This window comes from Mesorhizobium sp. M0491, from assembly GCF_040321265.1.
In the GTDB taxonomy this organism is placed as follows: Bacteria; Pseudomonadota; Alphaproteobacteria; order Rhizobiales; family Rhizobiaceae; genus Mesorhizobium.
The window spans coordinates 74,996-94,060 of record NZ_JAMYRE010000004.1 but is presented as its reverse complement, the minus strand read 5'-3'; the positions used below and the strand labels follow the sequence as shown (position 1 = coordinate 94,060).

Below are 19,065 nucleotides of genomic sequence, written 5' to 3'. Positions count from 1 at the left end.
CCCAGTATGGGGGCGCCCGCTGATGGACCAGGGCCCCGGCGAACTCGAAGCCGAACGTGACGACGGCAGACGCCCTCCGCGCGCGGTCGTCGGCTCGCACCGGATCGAGGAGGAGATGTTCGGCCGGGCTTTCGACAAGAGCATCCTCCGCCGGATCTGGGGCTTCGTCCATCCCTATCGGGCAAAGGTATTTGTCACGATTGTCGCGATGTTGATCTTCACCGGGACGCAGCTTCTCATCCCCTTGATCATCCGCTACGCGATCGACCAGGGCATGAACCCGGTAGCGAGCGATCGCTCAGCCCAGCTTGCGGCCGTCGGCGCGTTCCTTTCGGCGATTTTGGTCAATTTCGCCGCCGGTTACATGCAGGAAACCTTGGATGGGAAAATTGCCGAAACTGTCCTGTTCGACATCCGCCGCGCCATGTTTGGCCATCTGCAAAAGGTTTCGCTCTCGTTCATGGACAAGACTGAGGTCGGACGTCTGATGTCGCGCCTGCAAGGCGACGTTAACTCCATACAGGAGTTCCTGGAAACCTCGGTATATTCCCTAGGCGATGTTGCGCTTCTCTTCGGCATCGTTTTTGTAATGCTGTGGCTCGACTTTCGCCTCGGCCTCCTGACGCTGTCGGTTCTGCCGATCCTGGTGATCGTCCGCATTGTCTGGCTGCCGCGTGCCCGCGACGCCTTCATGGCTGCACACGAAACCAATTCAGTCGTCAATGGCGCGCTGGCCGAAGCCATTCACGGCGTGCGGACCATACAGTCGATGGATCGCCAGCAGGTGAATTTCATTCTTTTCGACGACCGGGCCCATGCCAACCTCAGGACCCAACTGATCGCTGCCAGATATGCACTGGTCATGGTGCCTATCGTCGATGGCCTGACGGGCCTCGCCTTGGCCGCCGTTATTGTGGTCGGCGGCTCGATGGTCGTGAATAGCCGTATAGATGTGGGCGTGTTGGTAGCCTACCTGTTTTACATCCAGCGCTTCTTTGACCCGATCCGCTCACTCACCCTGCAATATTCGATCATGCAGCGCGCCATGGCCTCAGGCAAGCGCCTGACCGATGTGCTCGATGTCAAGATCGATGTTCAGGACAAACCCAATGCCGAGGTGCTTTCGCCCGAAATGGACGGCTCGGTTGAGTTTAGGGACGTCACATTCGGCTACGATCCGAACCGTTCGGTTCTGAAAAATGTCTCCTTCAGGGTCAACCCCGGCGAGACGGTCGCACTGGTCGGACCGAGCGGTTCTGGCAAATCGAGTGCGATGGCCCTGGTCCACCGCTTCTATGATGTTCAGCAGGGTCAGGTGCTGGTCGGCGGGCATGATGTGCGCGACCTCACCCAAGAATCGCTCGGCCGCCAGGTCGCCATGGTGCTGCAGGAGCCATTCCTGTTCACCGGGACGGTCTTCGAGAACATTCGATACCAGAAGACGGAAGCCACGCGCGACAAGGTGATCGAGGCGGCGACGGCGGTCGGCGCGCATGACTTCGTCATGAGCCTCGCCGACGGGTATGAGACCCAACTTGGCGAACGCGGCGACAACTTATCTCTTGGCCAGCGCCAGCTTATCAGTTTCGCCCGGGCCCTCGTCGCTGACGCCAAGATCCTCGTGCTCGACGAAGCTACCGCCAACATCGACAGCTACACGGAATTGCAGATTCAGAAGGCTCTGATCAAGCTGCTTGAAGGGCGGACTGGCCTCGTCATCGCCCACCGCCTCGCCACGATCCGGGGGGCCGACCGCATCATCGTGCTTCAGAATGGCCAAGTTGTTGCGACTGGCAACCACGATGAGCTAATAGCCATGGGCGGCCTGTATTCCAAACTCTACTATCTCAACTATGCCTCCTTCGACGACATCCCCGAACACGAGACCACCGTGCAAGCTGGCTCCCAGACCTGACTTTTTGGCGGCCTTGTGGTAGTGGCGTTGACTTTCGGGCGTGTCGGCGGACCACTCAGGCACCGCAGACGGCCAGCAGGCAGCATTCAAGGACAAGCACTCCTCGCAGTTCGTGAAGACCGGCTGCGAACGATTTCCTCCAGCATCGTATCCCGACCGCGGTGCACCCCATCATCGGGCGAGCTCGCTCCTGGTGGTGGCTGGGCGTAGCAAAGCCGCTCGCGAGCGCGCCCTCAACAGCGCCGTAGCGAGTGGCGGCTTTGCTACCGCCGGGCCGCTGATGAAGCTGGAGGCGCCGCACCGACGCCGCCCCGGGCGAGAAGAACCTCTGCGGCGGGCAATGGGCAACGGGTAGCGCGAGCGCGAGAGCAGACGCGTGCCTGCATCGTGACGCGCTCGGCCATCATCTCCTTAGGATCATCCAGGTTCACAAGATGGCCCAGACGCCAGCCACCGCACAAACCTGGTATTCTGTGCCGCCGGCTCGTCGTCAGTTTGGCCTCCCTCCCGATTGCCCGTCCCCACCACGTGCACGCTCGAGCACGTGGATGTGAAGGAGCGCTGTACAACGATTCAACCTCAGACTGCGAATTTCATGGTCAGCCAAATCGAGCCATGATTTCGGATTGAATGGTCGTCGCAGTGTACAGGGAAGCATCTAGCGGCAGATTTCCAAATGCCAGTTGACAAAGCAGGTAGTTGGCACCTGCCTCTTCCAACTGACCTAACAGAGCTTTTCGCACAGATTCTGCTGATCCTACCACGCACAATTCACTCTCGACTGCCGCATCGAAGGTCAGCGGCAGGTTTGGTGGAGTGGGGATAGCGTTAAGCTCGTAAAGGAATTGGAAGCTCTTGAGCCAGCGTTCGTAAGCAGGTGCCGCGAGCGAATAGGCATGTGTGTCACAACGCCCAACCACGACCATGCGGAGCAATCCGATAAATTGCGCCTGATCCCCCGCGCCAGCGTTGTCCTCTCGATAGGCGCGGAACGCATCAGTAGTTTTGCGAACAGAAGAGGAAGGTCCTACACACGCGATATTTGTTCCATTCGCAGCCGCCCAAGCTGCGGACTCGGGTCGATTGGCAGCGACCCACGTCGGCGGATGTGGACGCTGATGAGGTCTTAGCGTCAAAGGAACGTCATTGAGATCAAAATGGCGGCCTTGATAGCATAGCGTGCCGACCTTCATCGGATTAACAAGTATTTCCATGAGGATTTCGCTGGCTTCGGCATAACGGCCCGGCACCGCGTCCGCACCAATCCCGAAGTAGCCCAATTCGATCGGGAGAGCACCGCGCCCTATGCCCAGTTCGAGCCTGCCACCGCTCAACTGGTCCAGCATACAGATCTCTTCGAACGCACGCAGCGGATGATAAAGCGCAAGCAGCATCACCAAGGGTCCGAGACGCAAGCGCCGGGTGCGCTGGGCGACGCTCGATAAGAACAGATTCGGCGATGGACCTCTCCCATGGGGAGTACAGTGGTGTTCTGCGAGATGATAGGCATAGAACCCTAGCTGATCGCACGCCTCTGCTAATATCAGGCGATCTTCGTACTGCCGACCGATGTCGCGGCCATCCTCGTCCAGATGATCGAAGATGCCGAACGCTAGGTTTGAAGGAAAGACGTTTGTCACTCGATAAGTCCCCGATTTTAAAAGCAGGCTGTTCTCTTGCTGGGATGACCAAGCAAGTCGGAAGAGATGTGTGTGATCGCCGATTAGCGTCAGCGTAACGAAGAAGCAGAGCCTGACGCTTCCCTGCCCTTGGAGCTTGGCACCGTTAAGCTTCCAGCAATGTCGCCAGCGGCAGCAAGAAATGCATCCATCTGCTCTTTTGTGCCGATGCTGACGCGTATGCAGTGTTCCAAGCCTTTGTCCGGAAAAAACGCGACAAGTATCTTTTGCCTTTCCAATGCTGCTTGCCACCATGAGCCGTCCTGTCCCGCGGGCACACGGGCCAGCAAGAAATTTGCGCGGGAGGGCGTTACGGAAAATCCGAGTTGCGACAGCGCGACTGTCACTCGCTCTCGTTCATCCTTGATGTGCTTGTGGTTATCTGCGTAGGCGCCGCGATGCGCAAGCACGCTGATACCAACGGCATGCCCGATGACGTTCATGTTGAAGACGTTCTGGATGTTTCGCAGCCTGCCAATAATTTCAGGGTGACCGAAACCGAAACCGACGCGAATGCCGGCGGCGGCATAGCTCTTCGAGAATGACCTCAAGATCAGAACGTTCGGATACTGGTTGATGAGGCGCAGGCCATGATCGGGTGCAAAGTCGACGTAGGCTTCATCAAGGACAACCAAGCGGTCCGATTGTGCTACGAGGCGTTCGATATCGCTTATCGGGAGGAATGTTCCGGTCGGATTGTTTGGATTGGCCAACATAATGAACTTGGCGTCTTTTGCCGGACCGGAAAGCAATTGCTCCATTGGCAGGGAATGAGCTTGACATCCGATTTCGAGAAACTCGGCGCCCTGAATCATGGCAAGTTTGCGGTTGAACGAAAACCCTGGCGACATCATCGCAACCTTATCGCCAGGCGCGAGGAAAGCTCTGTAGATGAGTCCGAGCAGTTCAGACGACCCGTTGCCTGCGATGACCTGATCCCTGGAAACGCCATAGGTGCTGGACGCCGCTTCCCTCAAGCTGATGTTATCGTCATCCGGATATAGATACTGGCACTTGAGGGCCGCCACTGCACTTTGCATTATGATTGGCGGCAACGGAAACGGGTTCTCATTCGTATTCAGCTTGACAAAATTTCCGTCCGGCGCTGGTCCGTTGGACGGCAGAGGATCTAACTGTCGCGTCACTGGCGGAAGAGCCGAAAGCACAGTTTGCAGTTTTGCATCGGACATATTTTAACTCCGTTTTAGTCAACAGGGGGCTCGCAACGAGAGCAACATGGCGGACAGGATTGACGATGGAAGCGTTGCCTCTCACACGATGGTCGCAACGCAGACACGGGAATTCGGCCAGGCTGTCCTCGATGAATCGAGTGGAAGCGGACGTGGATCTGCATCGCTGCCGCAAGGCGCTAAGCAGCTCAGCTCATCTCCTCGGTTTCAGATACGCTTGATCTCGACGCCGTATTTCCTCAGCACGTAGCCAATCTGGCGCGGGGTCAGTCCAAGGAGGCGCGCTGCCTTTGCCTGCACCCAGCCACATCTTTCCATGGCAGCAATGACGCGCTCTATGTCGGGGGTCCTCGCACCAATTGGGTGTGTTGCGCCGGCACGCGGGACTGTGGTCGCGGCCGAACAGGCTGCCGCATCCGGCGGCGTGGCCGGATTCGTTGACTCCGGCAGGATCGGCGCTGGTTGCAGCGCGGCCTTGCCCGATCTGCACTTCCACAGCGCCTCGGCAAAGCATTGGCCTTGGGAGCAGGCAAAGTCGTTTCTCCCGATTGATAGTCCCTCGGCCAGGATCGCTGTCCGGTGCACGCAATTTTCAAGCTCGCGAATGTTGCCGGGAAACTCACATTTCATCAGCACTTCAATCGCACACGGATCGAAGGTAAGCGTACAGCCGTTCTCGTCGTTGAACTTCTTGAGAAACTCAGCTGCGAGCAGCGGAATATCGCTGCGCCTCTGGCGCAATGCTGGTACCAGCAAGGGAACCACGTTGATGCGGTAGTATAGGTCGGCGCGGAACTCATTCCTTGCAACCGCCTCTTCCAGGTTCCTGTTCGTGGCGGCAATCACGCGAACATCGACCTTAATGGTCTGATTGCTGCCGACGCGCTCAAACTCCTGCTCCTGCAGCACGCGCAGTAGCTTTGCCTGGAACGAGGCCGAGATCTCGCCAATCTCATCCAGAAACAACGTCCCCTTGTCAGCGAGCTCAAAGCGCCCCTTGCGGGAGTTGAATGCGCTTGTGAAGGCACCCTTCTCATGACCGAACAATTCGGATTCCAGGACTGTCTCTGGGAGCGCTGCACAATTGAGTTTAACGAAGGGCCGCTTGGCGCGCGGCGATAACTCGTGAATTGCCTTCGCAGCCAGCTCCTTCCCGGTACCGGACTCGCCTCGCAACAGAACCGTGGTTTTTGCCTTGGCTACGATCGCGATCTTCTCCAGCAGCGCGCTTATCGCCGGACTGTCACCAATCATCCCCTCGACATGAACTTTTTTGCGCCGGGGTGCAGGGTGCTTAACATCTGAAAATTTCGTCTGCAGCCGATCTTCCAACTCCGGCGGTCGCTCGCGGTCCCCCGCGCAGAAGCGGTGCAACTTGACTGTCTGTCCCACCATGTTGGCAATCATGGTGAGCAGTCGGACATCGTAATCGAGCCGATAGCTTGACCTGCTTTCCAAAGCCCTGTCCACAGTCAGCGCGCCTACGGCGTTCCCATCAACACGAATGGGAACGCCGATGAACGACACGGTGTCGGAGGCCCCAAGCACCTCGATGTCAGCGGCAGTGAAGGCCGGATGCATCGCTATGTCCTCGGCGATGAGCGGCGTGTCCGTCGTCACAATCTGATCGATGGCGTTGCGCGGCACGCGCGACCGGGAGGGCTCATTGCTGTTCGTGTCGCAGTCGCTGGCCACGGTGATGTCCAGTCCGGCCTCGGCATCGCAGAGAGTGATGATGCCGTGCCGCATCTGCACTAATGAGTGCAGGAGATCAACGACCTTGTCCAACGTGAGTTCGAGCCGGGCGGGACCGGTGAGTATTTTCGATATTTCGAAGATTCCGGTGAGGGCGCGCTCGTGCAATACCCCATTCGCAGGATTCGTCTCGGACGTTGGACAACCTCTTATCGCATCCGGCAGCGATATGCCGCACTCGCTGGCATTTTGTTCTGATTTGCGAATGTTGTGGTGCATGTGATCCTCGATCTCGCGCCATCAAACGTAGGCCGGCGGCATGTGCGCCCGCGACGTCGCGAGCAAGCGCGAAAATACTCCGACGTGAACTCGTGCCGCCGCCGTTTGGTCGAGTGCAGAGCGGATCGAACCCTGATGCATCGCTTGGCTCTCCCCTCCACGAAGCTTGGCCATGGTCTCGGCTTGCACCAAGGCAACCACACGTTGTTTTCAACAGACTGGAGCGAGGCGGGATAGTCAATCGAGCTTTCTTTCATTCGTGAAAGGAAACCTCGCGGCATATGATAGAATTCATCAATTCTGTTTTTGCCGTTGAACGACGGAAATACTTGCGCCGGCGATGCGGTGCCCGAGCGGCTGACCGCGCCGAGTGTAAAAGCCGGGCCGTGCCATTCACCAGCGCCCGCGAAGGAGGGGCGGAAGTGATAATAACCGCCAACGGCACTGGTCGTTTGCGGCAACCGCCATTTTGCTCGAGTTGACCATGCGGCGGCGGTGTCGCGTGTGAAGGCGCGAAGCTGGCGTCGAGTACGGCTTGGTAGGCGGTGCTCGCAATTTCCAGATCGCATCGTCGTGGTCAGCGCCAACGGCGTCAATCTCTACGTCTCGACGTGGCTTTCATGCAGCGGGAGCGCTGCAAAGAGCACAGCCATTCTCGGCTCTGATGCCACCGATGAACCGCCAGCCAGAGGGATCGACCGGCAGCACTCTGTCAGTGAACATCAACGGGTCGTGCTGGACCCTCCTCGTTCCCGCCTTGTGCCAGCGCATTCATTCCATCATGGGTGCCACGGCTAGTCAGGGAAAGCGAAGCTCTCGGCCTCCTCTAGACCAACGGATTTCGTCATGTGGCGCAGGCGTTCCGGCGAGAGGAACTCGCCTGTCACAGCGCTTCCGAACAGGGGTAAGTTAGCCTGTCATCTGGACGGGCTTATGAACAGGCGACCTATTTGGTACGCGCTGGCGCCAGCGATGCGGCCCGGTCCAAAGCCGGCTAAAACGAGGAACCCACCACGCTCTGTGCAGCAAACCGCTAGCCAGAGGGATCGACCGGCAGCACTCTGCCAGAGACATCAAGGGCGTGCCGGACCGCGGCCTATCCCGCTGGTCTGACACCGCATCATTCCTCCATCATTGGCGAGCCCACCTCAGTTCAGGTCATGCGGATTCATCTGGCATGGGTATTGCGGCGGCGTTGGTGCAGCGTTCGACCGGAGCGCCGCGATAGGGAGAAGCCCGGGAGAAGTCACGCCACCTCGATCCGGTCAGGGAGAGAGAACCAGTGTCAGTTGCACAAGTCCGCGGCGCGAGTCCCGCGCCCCGCAAACCCTTCTACACCAAGCTCTACGCCCAGGTGCTTGCCGCCATCGCGCTCGGCGTCGCAATTGGCTATTTTTATCCGGAGACCGGCGAGAGCCTGAAGCCGCTGGGTGATGCCTTCATCAAGCTGGTCAAGATGATCATCGCGCCTGTCATCTTCCTGACAATTGCCACCGGCATTGCCGGCATGAACGATCTTCATAAGGTCGGCCGGGTCGCCGGTAAAGCGATGGTCTATTTCCTCACCTTCTCGACACTCGCGCTGATCGTCGGCCTCATCGTCGCCAATGTCGTCCAGCCTGGCGCCGGCCTCAACATTGATCCGGCCTCGCTCGATGTCCAGGCCGTGAATACCTATGCCGCAAAAGCCAGCGAGCAGTCGGTCACCGGCTTCCTGATGAACATCATCCCGCCAACGATCGTCGGTGCCTTCGCGGAAGGCGACATCCTGCAGGTGCTATTCTTCTCGGTTCTGTTCGGCATGGCGCTTGCGATGGCCGGCGAGCCGGGCAAGCCTGTCGTTTGCTTCCTTCAGGCGCTCATCGCGCCTGTCTTCAAGCTCGTTGGAATTCTGATGAAGGCCGCGCCAATCGGCGCTTTTGGCGCAATGGCCTTCACCATCGGCAGATATGGCATCGGTTCGGTGGTCAACCTCGCGATGCTGGTCGCGACGTTCTATTTCACCGCCTTCCTCTTCGTGTTCGGGGTTCTCGGCGCGGTCTGTCGCTACAACGGCTTCTCGATCTGTTCTCTCATTCGCTACATCAAGGAAGAGCTGCTGCTTGTCCTCGCAACGTCCTCCTCGGAGGCGGCGCTCCCTTCGCTGATGCAGAAAATGGAGAAGGCGGGCGCCAGGCGTTCGGTTGTGGGTCTCGTCATCCCGGCCGGATACTCATTCAATCTGGACGGCACGAATATCTATATGACGCTGGCGGCCCTCTTCATCGCGCAGGCGACGAACACGGATCTGTCCATCGGCGATCAGGTGCTGCTGCTGCTCGTAGCAATGCTTTCCTCCAAGGGCGCTGCAGGTGTCACAGGCGCGGGCTTCATCACCCTGGCGGCTACGCTCGCCGTAGTTCCGAGTGTTCCCGTTGCTGGGATGGCACTGATACTCGGCATCGACCGCTTCATGTCCGAATGCCGGGCGCTGACGAATTGCGTCGGCAACGCAGTGGCATCCCTCGTCGTCGCCCGCTGGGAAGGAGAATTGGACCGAGCACAGATGAAAGCCGCCTTCTGCGGTCATCAGCTTGCCGAGGCATCAAACCGGCTACCCTCCTCCAAGTAAGGTGGGCGGCCCACGACCTGTTAAGTCGCCTAGCTGGTCACATGAACTGAACGACCGACCCGCAGCCTCTAAACGGCTCCTCACGGACCATGTAGCCGAAGCGCTAAATGTGTGAGTGCAAACCGTCACCGCCCTTTAAGCGAATGAGCCTTTCAGTATACCCGGCCGGTTTACGTCTGGAATGATGTTCGTCCAACACGCTGTTGGCCATTCGTATGGGACGTTTTCACTTTGCCACCCGAAACCGAAACGCGTTAGGCGACAGAGAGCCGGCCCGCGTCAAAAACCGATCAGAATAGGGACCTATGACCAAGCGCCCCACAATTGCCGATCTCGCCCGCGAAGCCCGAGTCAGCGTAGCAACGATCGATCGGGTTCTGAACGCCCGCCATCCGGTGCGCGAGGAGACCGCGCGGCGGGTCCACGACGCCGCCCACGCGATCGGCTATCATGCTGCCGGGCTAATCAAGCAGCGCTTACGGCGAGACCTACCGCACTACCGTCTGGGCTTCATCTTGAGAAAACCGGCCCAGCATTTCTACCAAGATTTTGCACGCGAGGTCGAAGCATCGGTCAATTTGGCCCAGTCCTTCCACGGCATTCCGCTCGTCGAATTCGCCCCGTCACATATGCCGAGCGACCTGATCGCGCGGCTCAAGGATTTGGGCGCACGCTGCCATGCGATCGCGATGGTGGCACCGGACCACCCGAAAATTACAGCAGCGGTTGAGGACCTCAAGGCCAAAGGCATTCCGGTTTTCTCGCTGCTTTCCGACTTCGCCGCCGGCGTGCGACAGGGGTATATCGGCCTTAACAACCGCAAGGTGGGGCGCACGGCCGCTTGGATGGTGTCGAAGGTCGCAAAACGGCCCGGCAAAGTGGCGGTTTTTGTCGGCAGCCATCGTTTCCAGGGGCACGAGCTCCGTGACGTCGGCTTTCGCTCCTATTGCCGTGAGAACGCGCCCACGTTCGAGGTGCTGGATCCTGTCATGAACCTCGAGAAACGGCAGATCACCTACGAGGCAACGCTTGATCTCATGCAGCGAGAGCCCGAGCTCGTCGGCTTCTATGTCGCCGGCGGCGGCATGGAGGGCGCCATCTCCGCGCTCCGAGAAGAGGGCAAAAGTCGCGATCTCGTCGCGATCGTGAATGAAATCACACCGGAGTCTCGGGCGGCGCTCGCAGATAATATCGTCACGATGGCGGTCGCCACGCCAATGCGCCGACTTTGCCGGGAGCTGATAACGCTGATGACGCGGGCTATCGAGACCGGCACCGCTGAAACGCCCGGACAGACATTTCTCCCGTTCGACATCCATCTGCCGGAAAATATATGAAACTCATGGACTCTGTCGTAAGTCGGGGAGTTGAATGATGATCCCATCCCGCGGGGTGGCCGCACCCACGGGCCTCAGCCGGGCAGGATGAAGCGCCGATTAGATGAACGGATCGGCCACGCGTTCAGGCAGAAGCGCGGGGTCAATTGCCTGGGTCCGCAGCGTCAAGCTCCACCGGCTTCATTGCCAAGTGCCCGACTTTCTCGGTGCAGGGCACTGTCGTCAACGCCAGTAGCCGAGCGAGGCTGGCACAGATTGGATCGGCGCCATCTCCTCGCCTGGCCGCGCGTGAAAAGCCGCGGCAAGGCCTGCGACGTTGGCATTTAAGTGGGGCTGAGCATCTTCTGGGACCTCCGCAAGCAAAATCGGAGGCGGCAGTCATTCAGTAGCAACCCCGGGCGTGTGTTCTGCTCGTTCCTGGCCCTCATACTTGACAAGCAACTGCGCCGCTCTGCTGGTCAAAGGCCCGGTGTTTAAGTGGGGCTTAACATCTTCCGGGACTTCGCACGCGAAATCGCGGTGGCAGTCGGTACCAACAACCGCAAGGTCGGATCGGCGTGCCCGACACGCTCAATGATTTCAGGCAAAGGCGCCAGGCAAGATGCCTCCTGCAACAACATTTCCCGCATCCACATGCTTGCCGGATCAGTATTGTGAAGCTCAGGCCATTGGACGGCCTCCATGAATGCGGCAGGAAGTGGCGGCGGAAGTTGGACAATCCGGAGGGGTGTTGTTTTTGCGAAATGCTGCGCCAGCCGCAACGGCATGGTCCCGATGCGGTTGGTGCCTGACAGGAAGGGCGCGATCAGGCTAAAGCCCTGTACGACGACCTCGACACGTCTCTCGAAACCGTGCTCGAGCAAATACCATTCCTCCATGGTGGGCTGCCGGGTGTGCCTGAATTTGAGCACGACATGCCCCATGGACATGTATCGCTCGAATGTAAGTGGCTCTGACAGCTGCTTGTTCGTGCCGCAGCCTACGCATACGAGCATATCTTCGAACAGGGCTGCGCGAGGATGTTTCGACATGAACACTTCCGGCATAATCAGAAAATCAAGGTCGCCGCGCCGGAGAAGCTCCTCGGGGTCGTCGCAAATAGGCAGACATTCAAAGCGAACGGCGGGAGCTTCCCGCGCAGCACGCTCTACGATCTTCTTAAAAAATACGAGCGTGATGTAATCGGAAAGCATCATTCGGAAGAGACGATCCGATTGGGCCGGGTTGAAAGCGTCGGAGGAAATAATCGACAGCTGGATGTGCAGCAATGCCTCCCGGACTGCTGGGGCGAGCCCGTCGGCGCGCGGTGTCAAAAGGAGCTCGCGGCCGTTCATCGTAAATAGCTCATCGTTGAAATAGGCGCGTAACCGACCGACGGCGGCGCTCATGGCCGGCTGGCTCAGGTTGATACTGCGAGCCGCGGCAGTGACTTTACGCTCCCTCATCAGAGCGTCCAGCACAACGAGGAGATTTAGATCGAGTCCCTTGAAACGCATGTCATGTTCTATCCAACGTGTGGATGCGTATCATTCAAACAATCAATTTTACGAATTTACGAGCCATGCATTAGAGGAACGTTAATGAGCGACGTCAAGCTCAAATCGACGACACGGGCCGGAACTTCGAGAGAGCGTCTGGCTCACCTTCGCCAACGACAACGACTGAATGCAGCCAACAGCGCCGCTTTGGTCGGGTAATGCGGCCGCAAAAAACTAATATGAAGAGAGGTCCTGAATGCGCCACCAGGTGCAGTGGAAGTTGTGCTGGGAAAACGAGTTGCAGCTCTCCGATCACGTTGAGCTCGCCGAGTTCTTTCGTGATACGTACGGGCCGACTGGGGCGTCCAACGCAGAACCGTTCGAAGGTAGTCGAAGCTGGGCCGGAGCCAGGCCTGAACTCCGCGTGATCGCCTATGATTCAAGTGGTGTAGCGGCTCACATGGGCATACTGCGCCGTTTCATCAAGGTTGACGCGGTCGACCTGTTGGTGGCTGAGCTGGGCCTGTACGGGGTACGCCCGGACCTTGAGGGTCTCGGAATCGCGCATTCAATCCATGTCATGCTTCCAATACTGCAGGAGCTTGGCGTTCCATTCGCTTTCGGAACGGTCCGGGACGCGCTGCGGAATCATGTTGAGAGGTTCGGGCGGCGATACAGGCCTTTGGCCGTTTTGTCGGGAATTCGCGTGCGCTCGACCCGACCAGAGGCCCGCCTCGACCTGCCGCCCACACGCATCGATGACGCACTCACCATTGTTCTGCCGGTTGGACGGCCGATCAGCGAATGGCCCACGGGCACGATGATAGATCGGAACGGACCAGAGCTATGAGCCGTCCCGATTGCTTGTACGAAGTGCGCCGTGAGTGCTCTGACGGCACCGGCCGTCGCAGCGTTTATCTGACGTTTGACGACGGTCCCAATCGACTTTTCACACCGGAGATTCTCGATCTGCTGGCAGAGCAGCGGGTGCCGGCGACTTTCTTCGTCATCGGCGCCTACGCCTTAGAGCACCCAGATCTAATCCAACGGATGGTCGCAGAAGGGCACGAGGTAGGCAACCACACGATGTCTCATCCGGATCTGTACCAATGCGGTTTCGGCGAAGTGCAACGTGAGGTCTTTGAAGCGAACGACGCCATCATGAGAGCGTGCCCGCAGGCCTCGGTGCGCTATGTTCGCGCGCCCTACGGCGCCTGGAGCGAAGAAGTCTTCACAGCCTCACAGATCGCCGGGCTGGCGGCCCTCCATTGGTCCGTCGACCCTCGAGATTGGTCTCGCCCTGGGGTCGACGCGATTATCGATAAAGTGCTCGCCTCTGTCCGGCCGGGCGCAATCGTACTCTTGCACGACGGATGCCCTCCCGGCGAGTTAAGCCAGGGCGCTCACGCCGGTCTGCGCGACCAGACGGTCACGGCGTTGTCCCGGCTGATTCCAGCATTGCGTGAGCGCGGATTTGTAATCCGCTCACTTCCTCAACATCACTGAACAAACGAGATCCCATGACTCTTCTTGGTACAACCAGCACTGTGGCCATATCGCTTTATGCGCTGCTCTCGACTGCTTATAAGAGCATGCAGGGGATTTATGCTCTGCCGACAAACGACTCATCGGCGTTGGAGGTTCTCGTCGGCTCCGATCAACTGCCCAGCGTGGATGTCATCGTCCCCTGCTTCAACGAGGATCCGCGCACGCTTTCAGAGTGCCTGGCTTCCATTGCCGACCAAGAATACGCCGGAAGACTTCGGGTCTATGTGGTTGATGACGGTTCTGGAAATCGCGAAGCCTTAGGAACTGTCCACGAAGCCTACGCGCGCGACCCCAGGTTCGACATCATTTTGCTTCCCGAGAATGTTGGAAAGCGCAAGGCGCAGATCGCCGCGATACGCCGCTCATCAGGGGATCTGGTGCTTAACGTTGATTCAGACACGTTACTCGCGTCCGACGTCATTGCCAAGCTTGTACCGAAAATGCGAGATTCAGCGGTCGGCGCAGTCATGGGTCAGTTGACGGCCAGTAACCGGACCGAGAGCTGGCTGACCAGGCTGATAGACATGGAGTACTGGCTGGCTTGCAACGAGGAGCGCGCGGCGCAGGCTCGCTTCGGTGCCGTTATGTGCTGTTGCGGCCCATGTGCCATGTACCGCCGGTCTGCGCTCCTTTTGTTACTGGACCAGTATGAGTCGCAGTTTTTTCGGGGCAAGCCAAGCGACTTCGGTGAGGATCGCCATCTTACTATCCTGATGCTGAAAGCAGGCTTTCGAACCGAGTACGTTCCGAGCGCCATCGCGGCCACAGTCGTCCCGAACAGACTAGGACCGTATCTGCGCCAACAACTCCGTTGGGCACGAAGCACATTCCGGGACACGCTGCTTGGGCTGCGCTTGCTGCCCAGCCTGAATAGCTATCTCACGTTGGACGTGGTCGGACAGAATCTCGGCGCGCTACTCCTCGCCGTATCGGTATTAACGGGCCTCGCACATTTCGCACTGACAGGCTCTGTGCCTTGGTGGACAGGACTGATGATTGTGTCCATGACCATGCTCCGATGCAGCGTGGTAGCATTTCGTGCCCGACAGTTTCGATTTCTGGGCTTTTCGCTGCACACGTTCATCAACATCTTTCTCTTGCTTCCGTTGAAAGCCTACGCGCTGTGTACATTGAGCAATAGCGATTGGCTGTCGCGAGGCTCTGCTGTCGCTACATCGAACACTGGGGGAAAACAGGCCCCCACCCAAACTCCGATCACTGGTTCCAGCAGGGCAGAATTCTCGCCGCATGCGGCTCCGCTTCGCAGGCTCAATCTTGCGCGGGATTCTTCGGAATTAGTGCTGTCGGGCAACATTTGCGGCGACGAGTGATCGCTAATTACCTAGTGGACGAGAGGTGCACGAGTTTGACCCAGAACGTGAATCATCAGTTGCTTGATCGGGAATTGGCCGCAGACGATCCGTGGCTTCTCGACGGCAATCCGTTCGAGCGGAAGCGCCACACGCAAATGCTCCAGCTGGCGCTTGCCCAAGGCTCCATTTCAAATGCCCTCGAAGTCGGGTGCGCTGCCGGCGCATTCACGGAAAAACTAGCCCCCTACTGCCAAGGGCTCACCGTCATCGATGTCGTGGCGCAAGCGATTGCTCGAGCACGTCAACGGATAAACGAGCCGTCGCGGATCAACTGGATAGTCTCCGATGTTCAACAGTTTTCGACCGACGAGTTGTTTGACCTGATCGTTGTGGCGGAGGTCCTCTACTATCTCGAAAACATAGCCGAGATGCGCGCGGCCGTCAAAAACCTGGTGCGGGTGCTTGCGCCTGGCGGGCATCTGATCTTCGGATCGGCAAGGGATGCTAATTGCCGTCGCTGGGGTCACGCCGCTGGTGCTGAGCCGGTCATCGCCATGCTGAACGAAACGTTGATCGAGGTAGAGCGTCTTGAGTGTCGGGGCGAGTCGGTCAACGAAGACTGCTTGCTCGTCCGTTTCCGAAACCCGCTTTCCGCTTCCTGATGATCGAATCTATCGCCGTTAACCTGGAGACACTATGCGCATCTTTGGTATCAAGCTGACCCATGATGGGGCGATCGCCCTGGTCGAGGATGGACGGCTCGTCTTCTGCGTTGACCAGGAAAAGCGGCACAACGATCCGCGTTACCAAGCCATCGATAATCTCTACGCAATTGTCGCCGCTTTACCGGAACAGGGGCTAAATCCTTGTGACGTCGATCAGTTCGTTATCGACGGCTGGGATGGCGAAGACGAGTCACAGTTTCAGGTCCGGCAGGCAACCAAGCAACCGCCAGTCTTGGCGTCCCTCTCGGTAAAATGAACCCATGTCCATGGTAGCGATCGATCTTACTGACGTAAGCAAAACTTATGACAAGCTCGTTGTCGACAGACTGTCGTTCCGCGTTGCGGCGGGGGAATGCTTCGGGCTCTTGGGACCGAACGGCGCGGGCAAAAGCACGATTGCGCGTATGGTCCTCGGCATGACATCGCCCGATGCGGGGAAGATTACTGTGCTCGGCGTTCCAGTGCCGGCGCGCGCGCGTTTGGCACGTATGCGCATCGGCGTGGTCCCGCAGTTCGACAATCTTGATACCACGTTCACTGTACGCGAGAACCTGTTGGTGTTCGGGCGCTACTTCCGGATGAGCAGACGCCAGATCGATGCGGTCATACCATCGCTGCTTGAGTTCGCCCGCCTCGAGAACAAAGCGGATGCGCGCGTCGCCGAACTGTCCGGCGGCATGAAGCGGCGCCTGACGCTCGCGCGTGCGCTGATCAATGACCCGCACTTGCTGGTGATGGACGAGCCGACCACCGGCCTCGATCCGCAGGCCCGCCACCTGATCTGGGAACGGCTGCGATCGCTGCTGGCGCGGGGCAAGACTATTCTTTTGACTACCCATTTCATGGAAGAGGCCGAGCGGCTGTGCGATCGGCTGTGCGTTATGGAGGAGGGGCGCAAGATCGCCGAAGGCCGCCCGTCCGCACTCATTGACGAGCAGATCGGCTGTGACGTGGTCGAGGTCTACGGCGGCAATCCGCATGAACTGGGTGCGCTGATCCGGCCGTACGCACAGCGCATTGAGGTGAGCGGTGAGACGCTTTTTTGCTATGCACCCGATCCGGAGCAGGTGCTGGCGCAGCTACGCGGGCGCGCGGGTCTACGCCTTCTGCAGCGTCCTCCCAATCTCGAGGATGTGTTTTTGCGGCTAACCGGGCGCGAGATGGAGGACTGAACAATGGGCGAACGTTATGCGGCGGGCATGCCCGCCAATGCGTGGAATTGGGTCGCGGTTTGGCGCCGCAACTATCTTGGATGGAAGAAAATCGGGCTTGCATCGGTGCTCGGCAACCTCGCCGATCCGATGATCTATCTGTTCGGTCTCGGCTTTGGAATCGGAACAATGATAGGTCCTGTTGAGGGCACTTCGTACATTGCGTTTCTCGCGGCTGGCATGGTTGCCACAAGCGCGATGGCATCGGCGACCGCTGAAACGGTTTACGGGAGTTTCGGCCGCATGGGCGACCAGCGCACCTGGGAAGGAATGCTATGCACTCAGCTGACGCTCGGCGATATCTTACTCGGCGAATTGGCCTGGGCAGCCACCAAGGCCCTGATGGCGGGCACAGCAATCACTATTGTTGCGACCACGCTAGGCTACGCATCGTGGCCATCCATCCTCTGCTTGCTGCCAGTCATCGCTCTCAGTGGCCTCGCCTTCGCGAGTCTAGCGATGGTCGTCACGGCGCTTGCGCCCAGTTATGAATATTTCATATTTTATAATACCCTTGTTATAACACCCATGCTCTTCCTTTGCGGCGCGATGTTTCCGGTCAACCAATTGCCCGGCGCTTTTCAGGACGTCGCCTCCTTGTTGCCCCTCGCACATGCAATTGACCTCATTCGTCCGGCGATGCTTGGCCGTCCGGCCGGCAGCATGGGCCTGCATATCGGCGCGCTTTGCATATACACGGTTTTCCCGTTCTTCCTATCGGTTGCTCTGTTTCGTCGTCGGCTGATGCGTTGACGCTCTCACCATTCGTGAAATTGATTGTTTGGGCGATACCCATCCACGGGTCGGATAGGTCAATGCATGCGTTTTAAGGGACTCGATCTAAATCTCCTCGTTGTGCTGGACGCTTTGATCAGGGAGCGTAAAGTCACCGCCGCAGCTCGCAGTATTAACCTGAGTCAGCCGGCCATGAGCGCCGCCGTCGGTCGGTTACGCGCCTATTTCAGCGATGAGCTATTTACGATGAACGGCCGCGAACTCATTTTGACACCGCGCGCGGAGGGGCTCGCCACAGCAGTCCGGGAGGCATTGCTGCACATCCAGCTGTCGATTATTTCCTGGGACCCCTTTAACCCGGTCGGATCGGATCGTCGCTTCCGCATCATCCTTTCCGATTACCTCACACTCGTATTTTTTAAGAAGATCGTAAAGCGTGCTGCGCGGGAAGCTCCCGCCGTCCGCTTCGAATGTCTGCCTATTTCCGACGACCCCGAGGAGCTTCTCCGGCGCGGCGACGTTGATTTTCTGATTATGCCGGAAGTGTTCATGTCGAAACATCCTCGCGCAGCCCTGTTCGAAGATATGCTCGTATGCGTAGGCTGCGGCACGAACAAGCAGCTGTCAGAGCCACTTACATTCGACCGATACTTGTCGATGGGGCAGGTTGTGCTTAAATTCGGGGACACCCGGCAGCCCTCCATCGAGGAATGGTATTTGCTCGAGAACGGTTTCGAGAGACGTATCGAGGTCGTCGTACACGCCTTTAGCATGATCCCGCCCCTTCTATCAGGCACCAGCCGCATCGGGACCATGCCGTTGCGGCTGGCGCAGCATTTCGCGAAATTAACACCCTTGCGGATTGTCGAACTTCCGCCGCCACTTCCTGCCGCATTCACGGAGGCCATCCAATGGCCTGCGCTTCACAATAATGATCCGGCAAGCCTATGGATGCGGGAAATGATGTTGCAGGAGGCATCTCGTATGATTGCCCTGCCTAAGAGCACCGGACGTCTCAGTTGTCGGCCGAATTGAGAAACTGACCCCTCGGTTATGAGAGGAGGCATGGATGGCGATTGGGATTGGGCGATTCCTGCATTGTCGAGAACGATGCAGGGAGAGCAGATCCTTCAGCCTGAAGAGGTGGCAGCGATGCTGCGGCGGCATGAGGTTGGCGGGGAACCGACGGGCGAAGGAATTCGGGTGCGCGCGCAACACCATGCATCGGCATCTAAGCGAGGGCGGGACTGTTCCGTTTCGCAAGCCCGTGCGGCCGACGGCGTTTGACGGACTGGACGATTGGCTGCGGGAGCGCTTCTTCCCCCATGGGTCGAGCCGGATGACGATCT

The 19,065-nt window shown here is 58.6% G+C and carries 14 protein-coding genes and 2 pseudogenes; 12 read left to right on the top strand and 4 right to left on the bottom strand.

Annotated features, from left to right (window positions below; all coding sequences use genetic code 11):
• The first annotated feature begins 22 nt into the window (after window positions 1-22).
• Window positions 23-1,915 carry an ABC transporter ATP-binding protein gene (locus NKI69_RS06115; RefSeq protein ID WP_352554110.1) on the top strand — a complete coding sequence of 631 codons (1,893 nt, stop codon included), beginning with the start codon at window positions 23-25 and terminating at the stop codon, window positions 1,913-1,915.
• Window positions 1,916-2,514: 599 nt separating this feature from the next.
• Here the strand turns inward: NKI69_RS06115 and NKI69_RS06110 are convergent.
• The 3 genes from NKI69_RS06110 to nifA all read right to left on the bottom strand — a co-directional run bounded on the left by NKI69_RS06110 (window position 2,515) and on the right by nifA (window position 6,758).
• Window positions 2,515-3,555, bottom strand: a complete 1,041-nt coding sequence (locus NKI69_RS06110; protein ID WP_352569645.1) for an LLM class flavin-dependent oxidoreductase — start codon at window positions 3,553-3,555, stop codon at window positions 2,515-2,517.
• Window positions 3,556-3,644: 89 nt separating this feature from the next.
• Window positions 3,645-4,784, bottom strand: a complete 1,140-nt coding sequence (hisC, locus tag NKI69_RS06105) for a histidinol-phosphate transaminase (protein ID WP_352720461.1) — start codon at window positions 4,782-4,784, stop codon at window positions 3,645-3,647.
• A gap of 207 nt (window positions 4,785-4,991) precedes the next feature.
• On the bottom strand, window positions 4,992-6,758 hold the full coding sequence (nifA, locus tag NKI69_RS06100; RefSeq protein WP_352720459.1) for a nif-specific transcriptional activator NifA: 1,767 nt from the start codon (window positions 6,756-6,758) through the stop codon (window positions 4,992-4,994).
• A gap of 1,282 nt (window positions 6,759-8,040) precedes the next feature.
• On the opposite strand from nifA, the gene NKI69_RS06095 reads away from it, so the two are divergent.
• Together NKI69_RS06095 and NKI69_RS06090 are read left to right on the top strand one after the other, a co-directional pair.
• A complete protein-coding gene (locus NKI69_RS06095) occupies window positions 8,041-9,369 on the top strand; it encodes a dicarboxylate/amino acid:cation symporter (protein WP_352720457.1) in 1,329 nt (442 codons plus the stop codon).
• 305 nt (window positions 9,370-9,674) lie between these two features.
• The gene (locus tag NKI69_RS06090) at window positions 9,675-10,706 is read left to right on the top strand and encodes a LacI family DNA-binding transcriptional regulator (protein WP_023736284.1); all 1,032 of its coding nucleotides are present in this window, start codon (window positions 9,675-9,677) and stop codon (window positions 10,704-10,706) included.
• A 473-nt stretch (window positions 10,707-11,179) separates the two neighbouring features.
• On the opposite strand, the gene NKI69_RS06085 is transcribed toward NKI69_RS06090, so the two are convergent.
• Window positions 11,180-12,202, bottom strand: coding sequence for a LysR family transcriptional regulator (locus NKI69_RS06085; protein WP_352720455.1), 1,023 nt, complete (start codon window positions 12,200-12,202; stop codon window positions 11,180-11,182).
• 238 nt (window positions 12,203-12,440) lie between these two features.
• Between NKI69_RS06085 and NKI69_RS06080 the strand changes: the two genes are divergently transcribed.
• The 9 genes and pseudogenes from NKI69_RS06080 to NKI69_RS06040 form a co-directional block, all read left to right on the top strand.
• Entirely contained in the window at window positions 12,441-13,034 is a 594-nt protein-coding gene (locus NKI69_RS06080) for a NodA family N-acyltransferase (RefSeq protein ID WP_023736281.1), read from the top strand.
• A complete protein-coding gene (nodB, locus tag NKI69_RS06075; RefSeq protein ID WP_352720453.1) occupies window positions 13,031-13,690 on the top strand; it encodes a chitooligosaccharide deacetylase NodB in 660 nt (219 codons plus the stop codon). Before NKI69_RS06080 ends, nodB begins: the two co-directional genes overlap by 4 nt.
• 14 nt (window positions 13,691-13,704) lie before the next feature.
• Window positions 13,705-15,063, top strand: coding sequence for a chitooligosaccharide synthase NodC (gene nodC, locus NKI69_RS06070; RefSeq protein ID WP_352720451.1), 1,359 nt, complete (start codon window positions 13,705-13,707; stop codon window positions 15,061-15,063).
• Window positions 15,064-15,098: 35 nt separating this feature from the next.
• Window positions 15,099-15,707 (top strand): nodulation methyltransferase NodS, encoded by a 609-nt coding sequence (gene nodS / locus NKI69_RS06065; RefSeq protein WP_352632222.1) that lies wholly within the window; start codon window positions 15,099-15,101, stop codon window positions 15,705-15,707.
• Between the two features lie 34 nt (window positions 15,708-15,741).
• A pseudogene (locus NKI69_RS06060) lies at window positions 15,742-15,987 on the top strand (carbamoyltransferase N-terminal domain-containing protein); the annotation flags it as partial.
• A gap of 43 nt (window positions 15,988-16,030) precedes the next feature.
• Complete coding sequence (nodI, locus tag NKI69_RS06055; RefSeq protein ID WP_023766916.1) at window positions 16,031-16,942, top strand: nodulation factor ABC transporter ATP-binding protein NodI; 912 nt, start codon at window positions 16,031-16,033, stop codon at window positions 16,940-16,942.
• Window positions 16,943-16,945: 3 nt separating this feature from the next.
• On the top strand, window positions 16,946-17,734 hold the full coding sequence (locus NKI69_RS06050; RefSeq protein ID WP_352720448.1) for an ABC transporter permease: 789 nt from the start codon (window positions 16,946-16,948) through the stop codon (window positions 17,732-17,734).
• A 66-nt stretch (window positions 17,735-17,800) separates the two neighbouring features.
• A complete protein-coding gene (locus NKI69_RS06045) occupies window positions 17,801-18,751 on the top strand; it encodes a LysR family transcriptional regulator (protein WP_352675657.1) in 951 nt (316 codons plus the stop codon).
• A 30-nt stretch (window positions 18,752-18,781) separates the two neighbouring features.
• Window positions 18,782-19,043, top strand: a pseudogene (locus NKI69_RS06040) (hypothetical protein); the annotation flags it as partial.
• Window positions 19,044-19,065: the final 22 nt, after the last annotated feature.

Bases quoted from the DNA above. Each gene is read 5' to 3' on its own strand.
- NKI69_RS06115 (WP_352554110.1), top strand. From the start codon at position 23: ATGGACCAGGGCCCCGGCGAACTCGAAGCCGAACGTGACGACGGCAGA.
- hisC (WP_352720461.1), bottom strand. From the start codon at position 4,784: ATGTCCGATGCAAAACTGCAAACTGTGCTTTCGGCTCTTCCGCCAGTG.
- nodC (WP_352720451.1), top strand. From the start codon at position 13,705: ATGACTCTTCTTGGTACAACCAGCACTGTGGCCATATCGCTTTATGCG.
- NKI69_RS06050 (WP_352720448.1), top strand. From the start codon at position 16,946: ATGGGCGAACGTTATGCGGCGGGCATGCCCGCCAATGCGTGGAATTGG.
- NKI69_RS06045 (WP_352675657.1), top strand. From the start codon at position 17,801: ATGCGTTTTAAGGGACTCGATCTAAATCTCCTCGTTGTGCTGGACGCT.
- NKI69_RS06080 (WP_023736281.1), top strand. From the start codon at position 12,441: ATGCGCCACCAGGTGCAGTGGAAGTTGTGCTGGGAAAACGAGTTGCAG.
- NKI69_RS06085 (WP_352720455.1), bottom strand. From the start codon at position 12,202: ATGCGTTTCAAGGGACTCGATCTAAATCTCCTCGTTGTGCTGGACGCT.
- nodB (WP_352720453.1), top strand. From the start codon at position 13,031: ATGAGCCGTCCCGATTGCTTGTACGAAGTGCGCCGTGAGTGCTCTGAC.
- nodI (WP_023766916.1), top strand. From the start codon at position 16,031: ATGTCCATGGTAGCGATCGATCTTACTGACGTAAGCAAAACTTATGAC.
- NKI69_RS06090 (WP_023736284.1), top strand. From the start codon at position 9,675: ATGACCAAGCGCCCCACAATTGCCGATCTCGCCCGCGAAGCCCGAGTC.
- nifA (WP_352720459.1), bottom strand. From the start codon at position 6,758: ATGCACCACAACATTCGCAAATCAGAACAAAATGCCAGCGAGTGCGGC.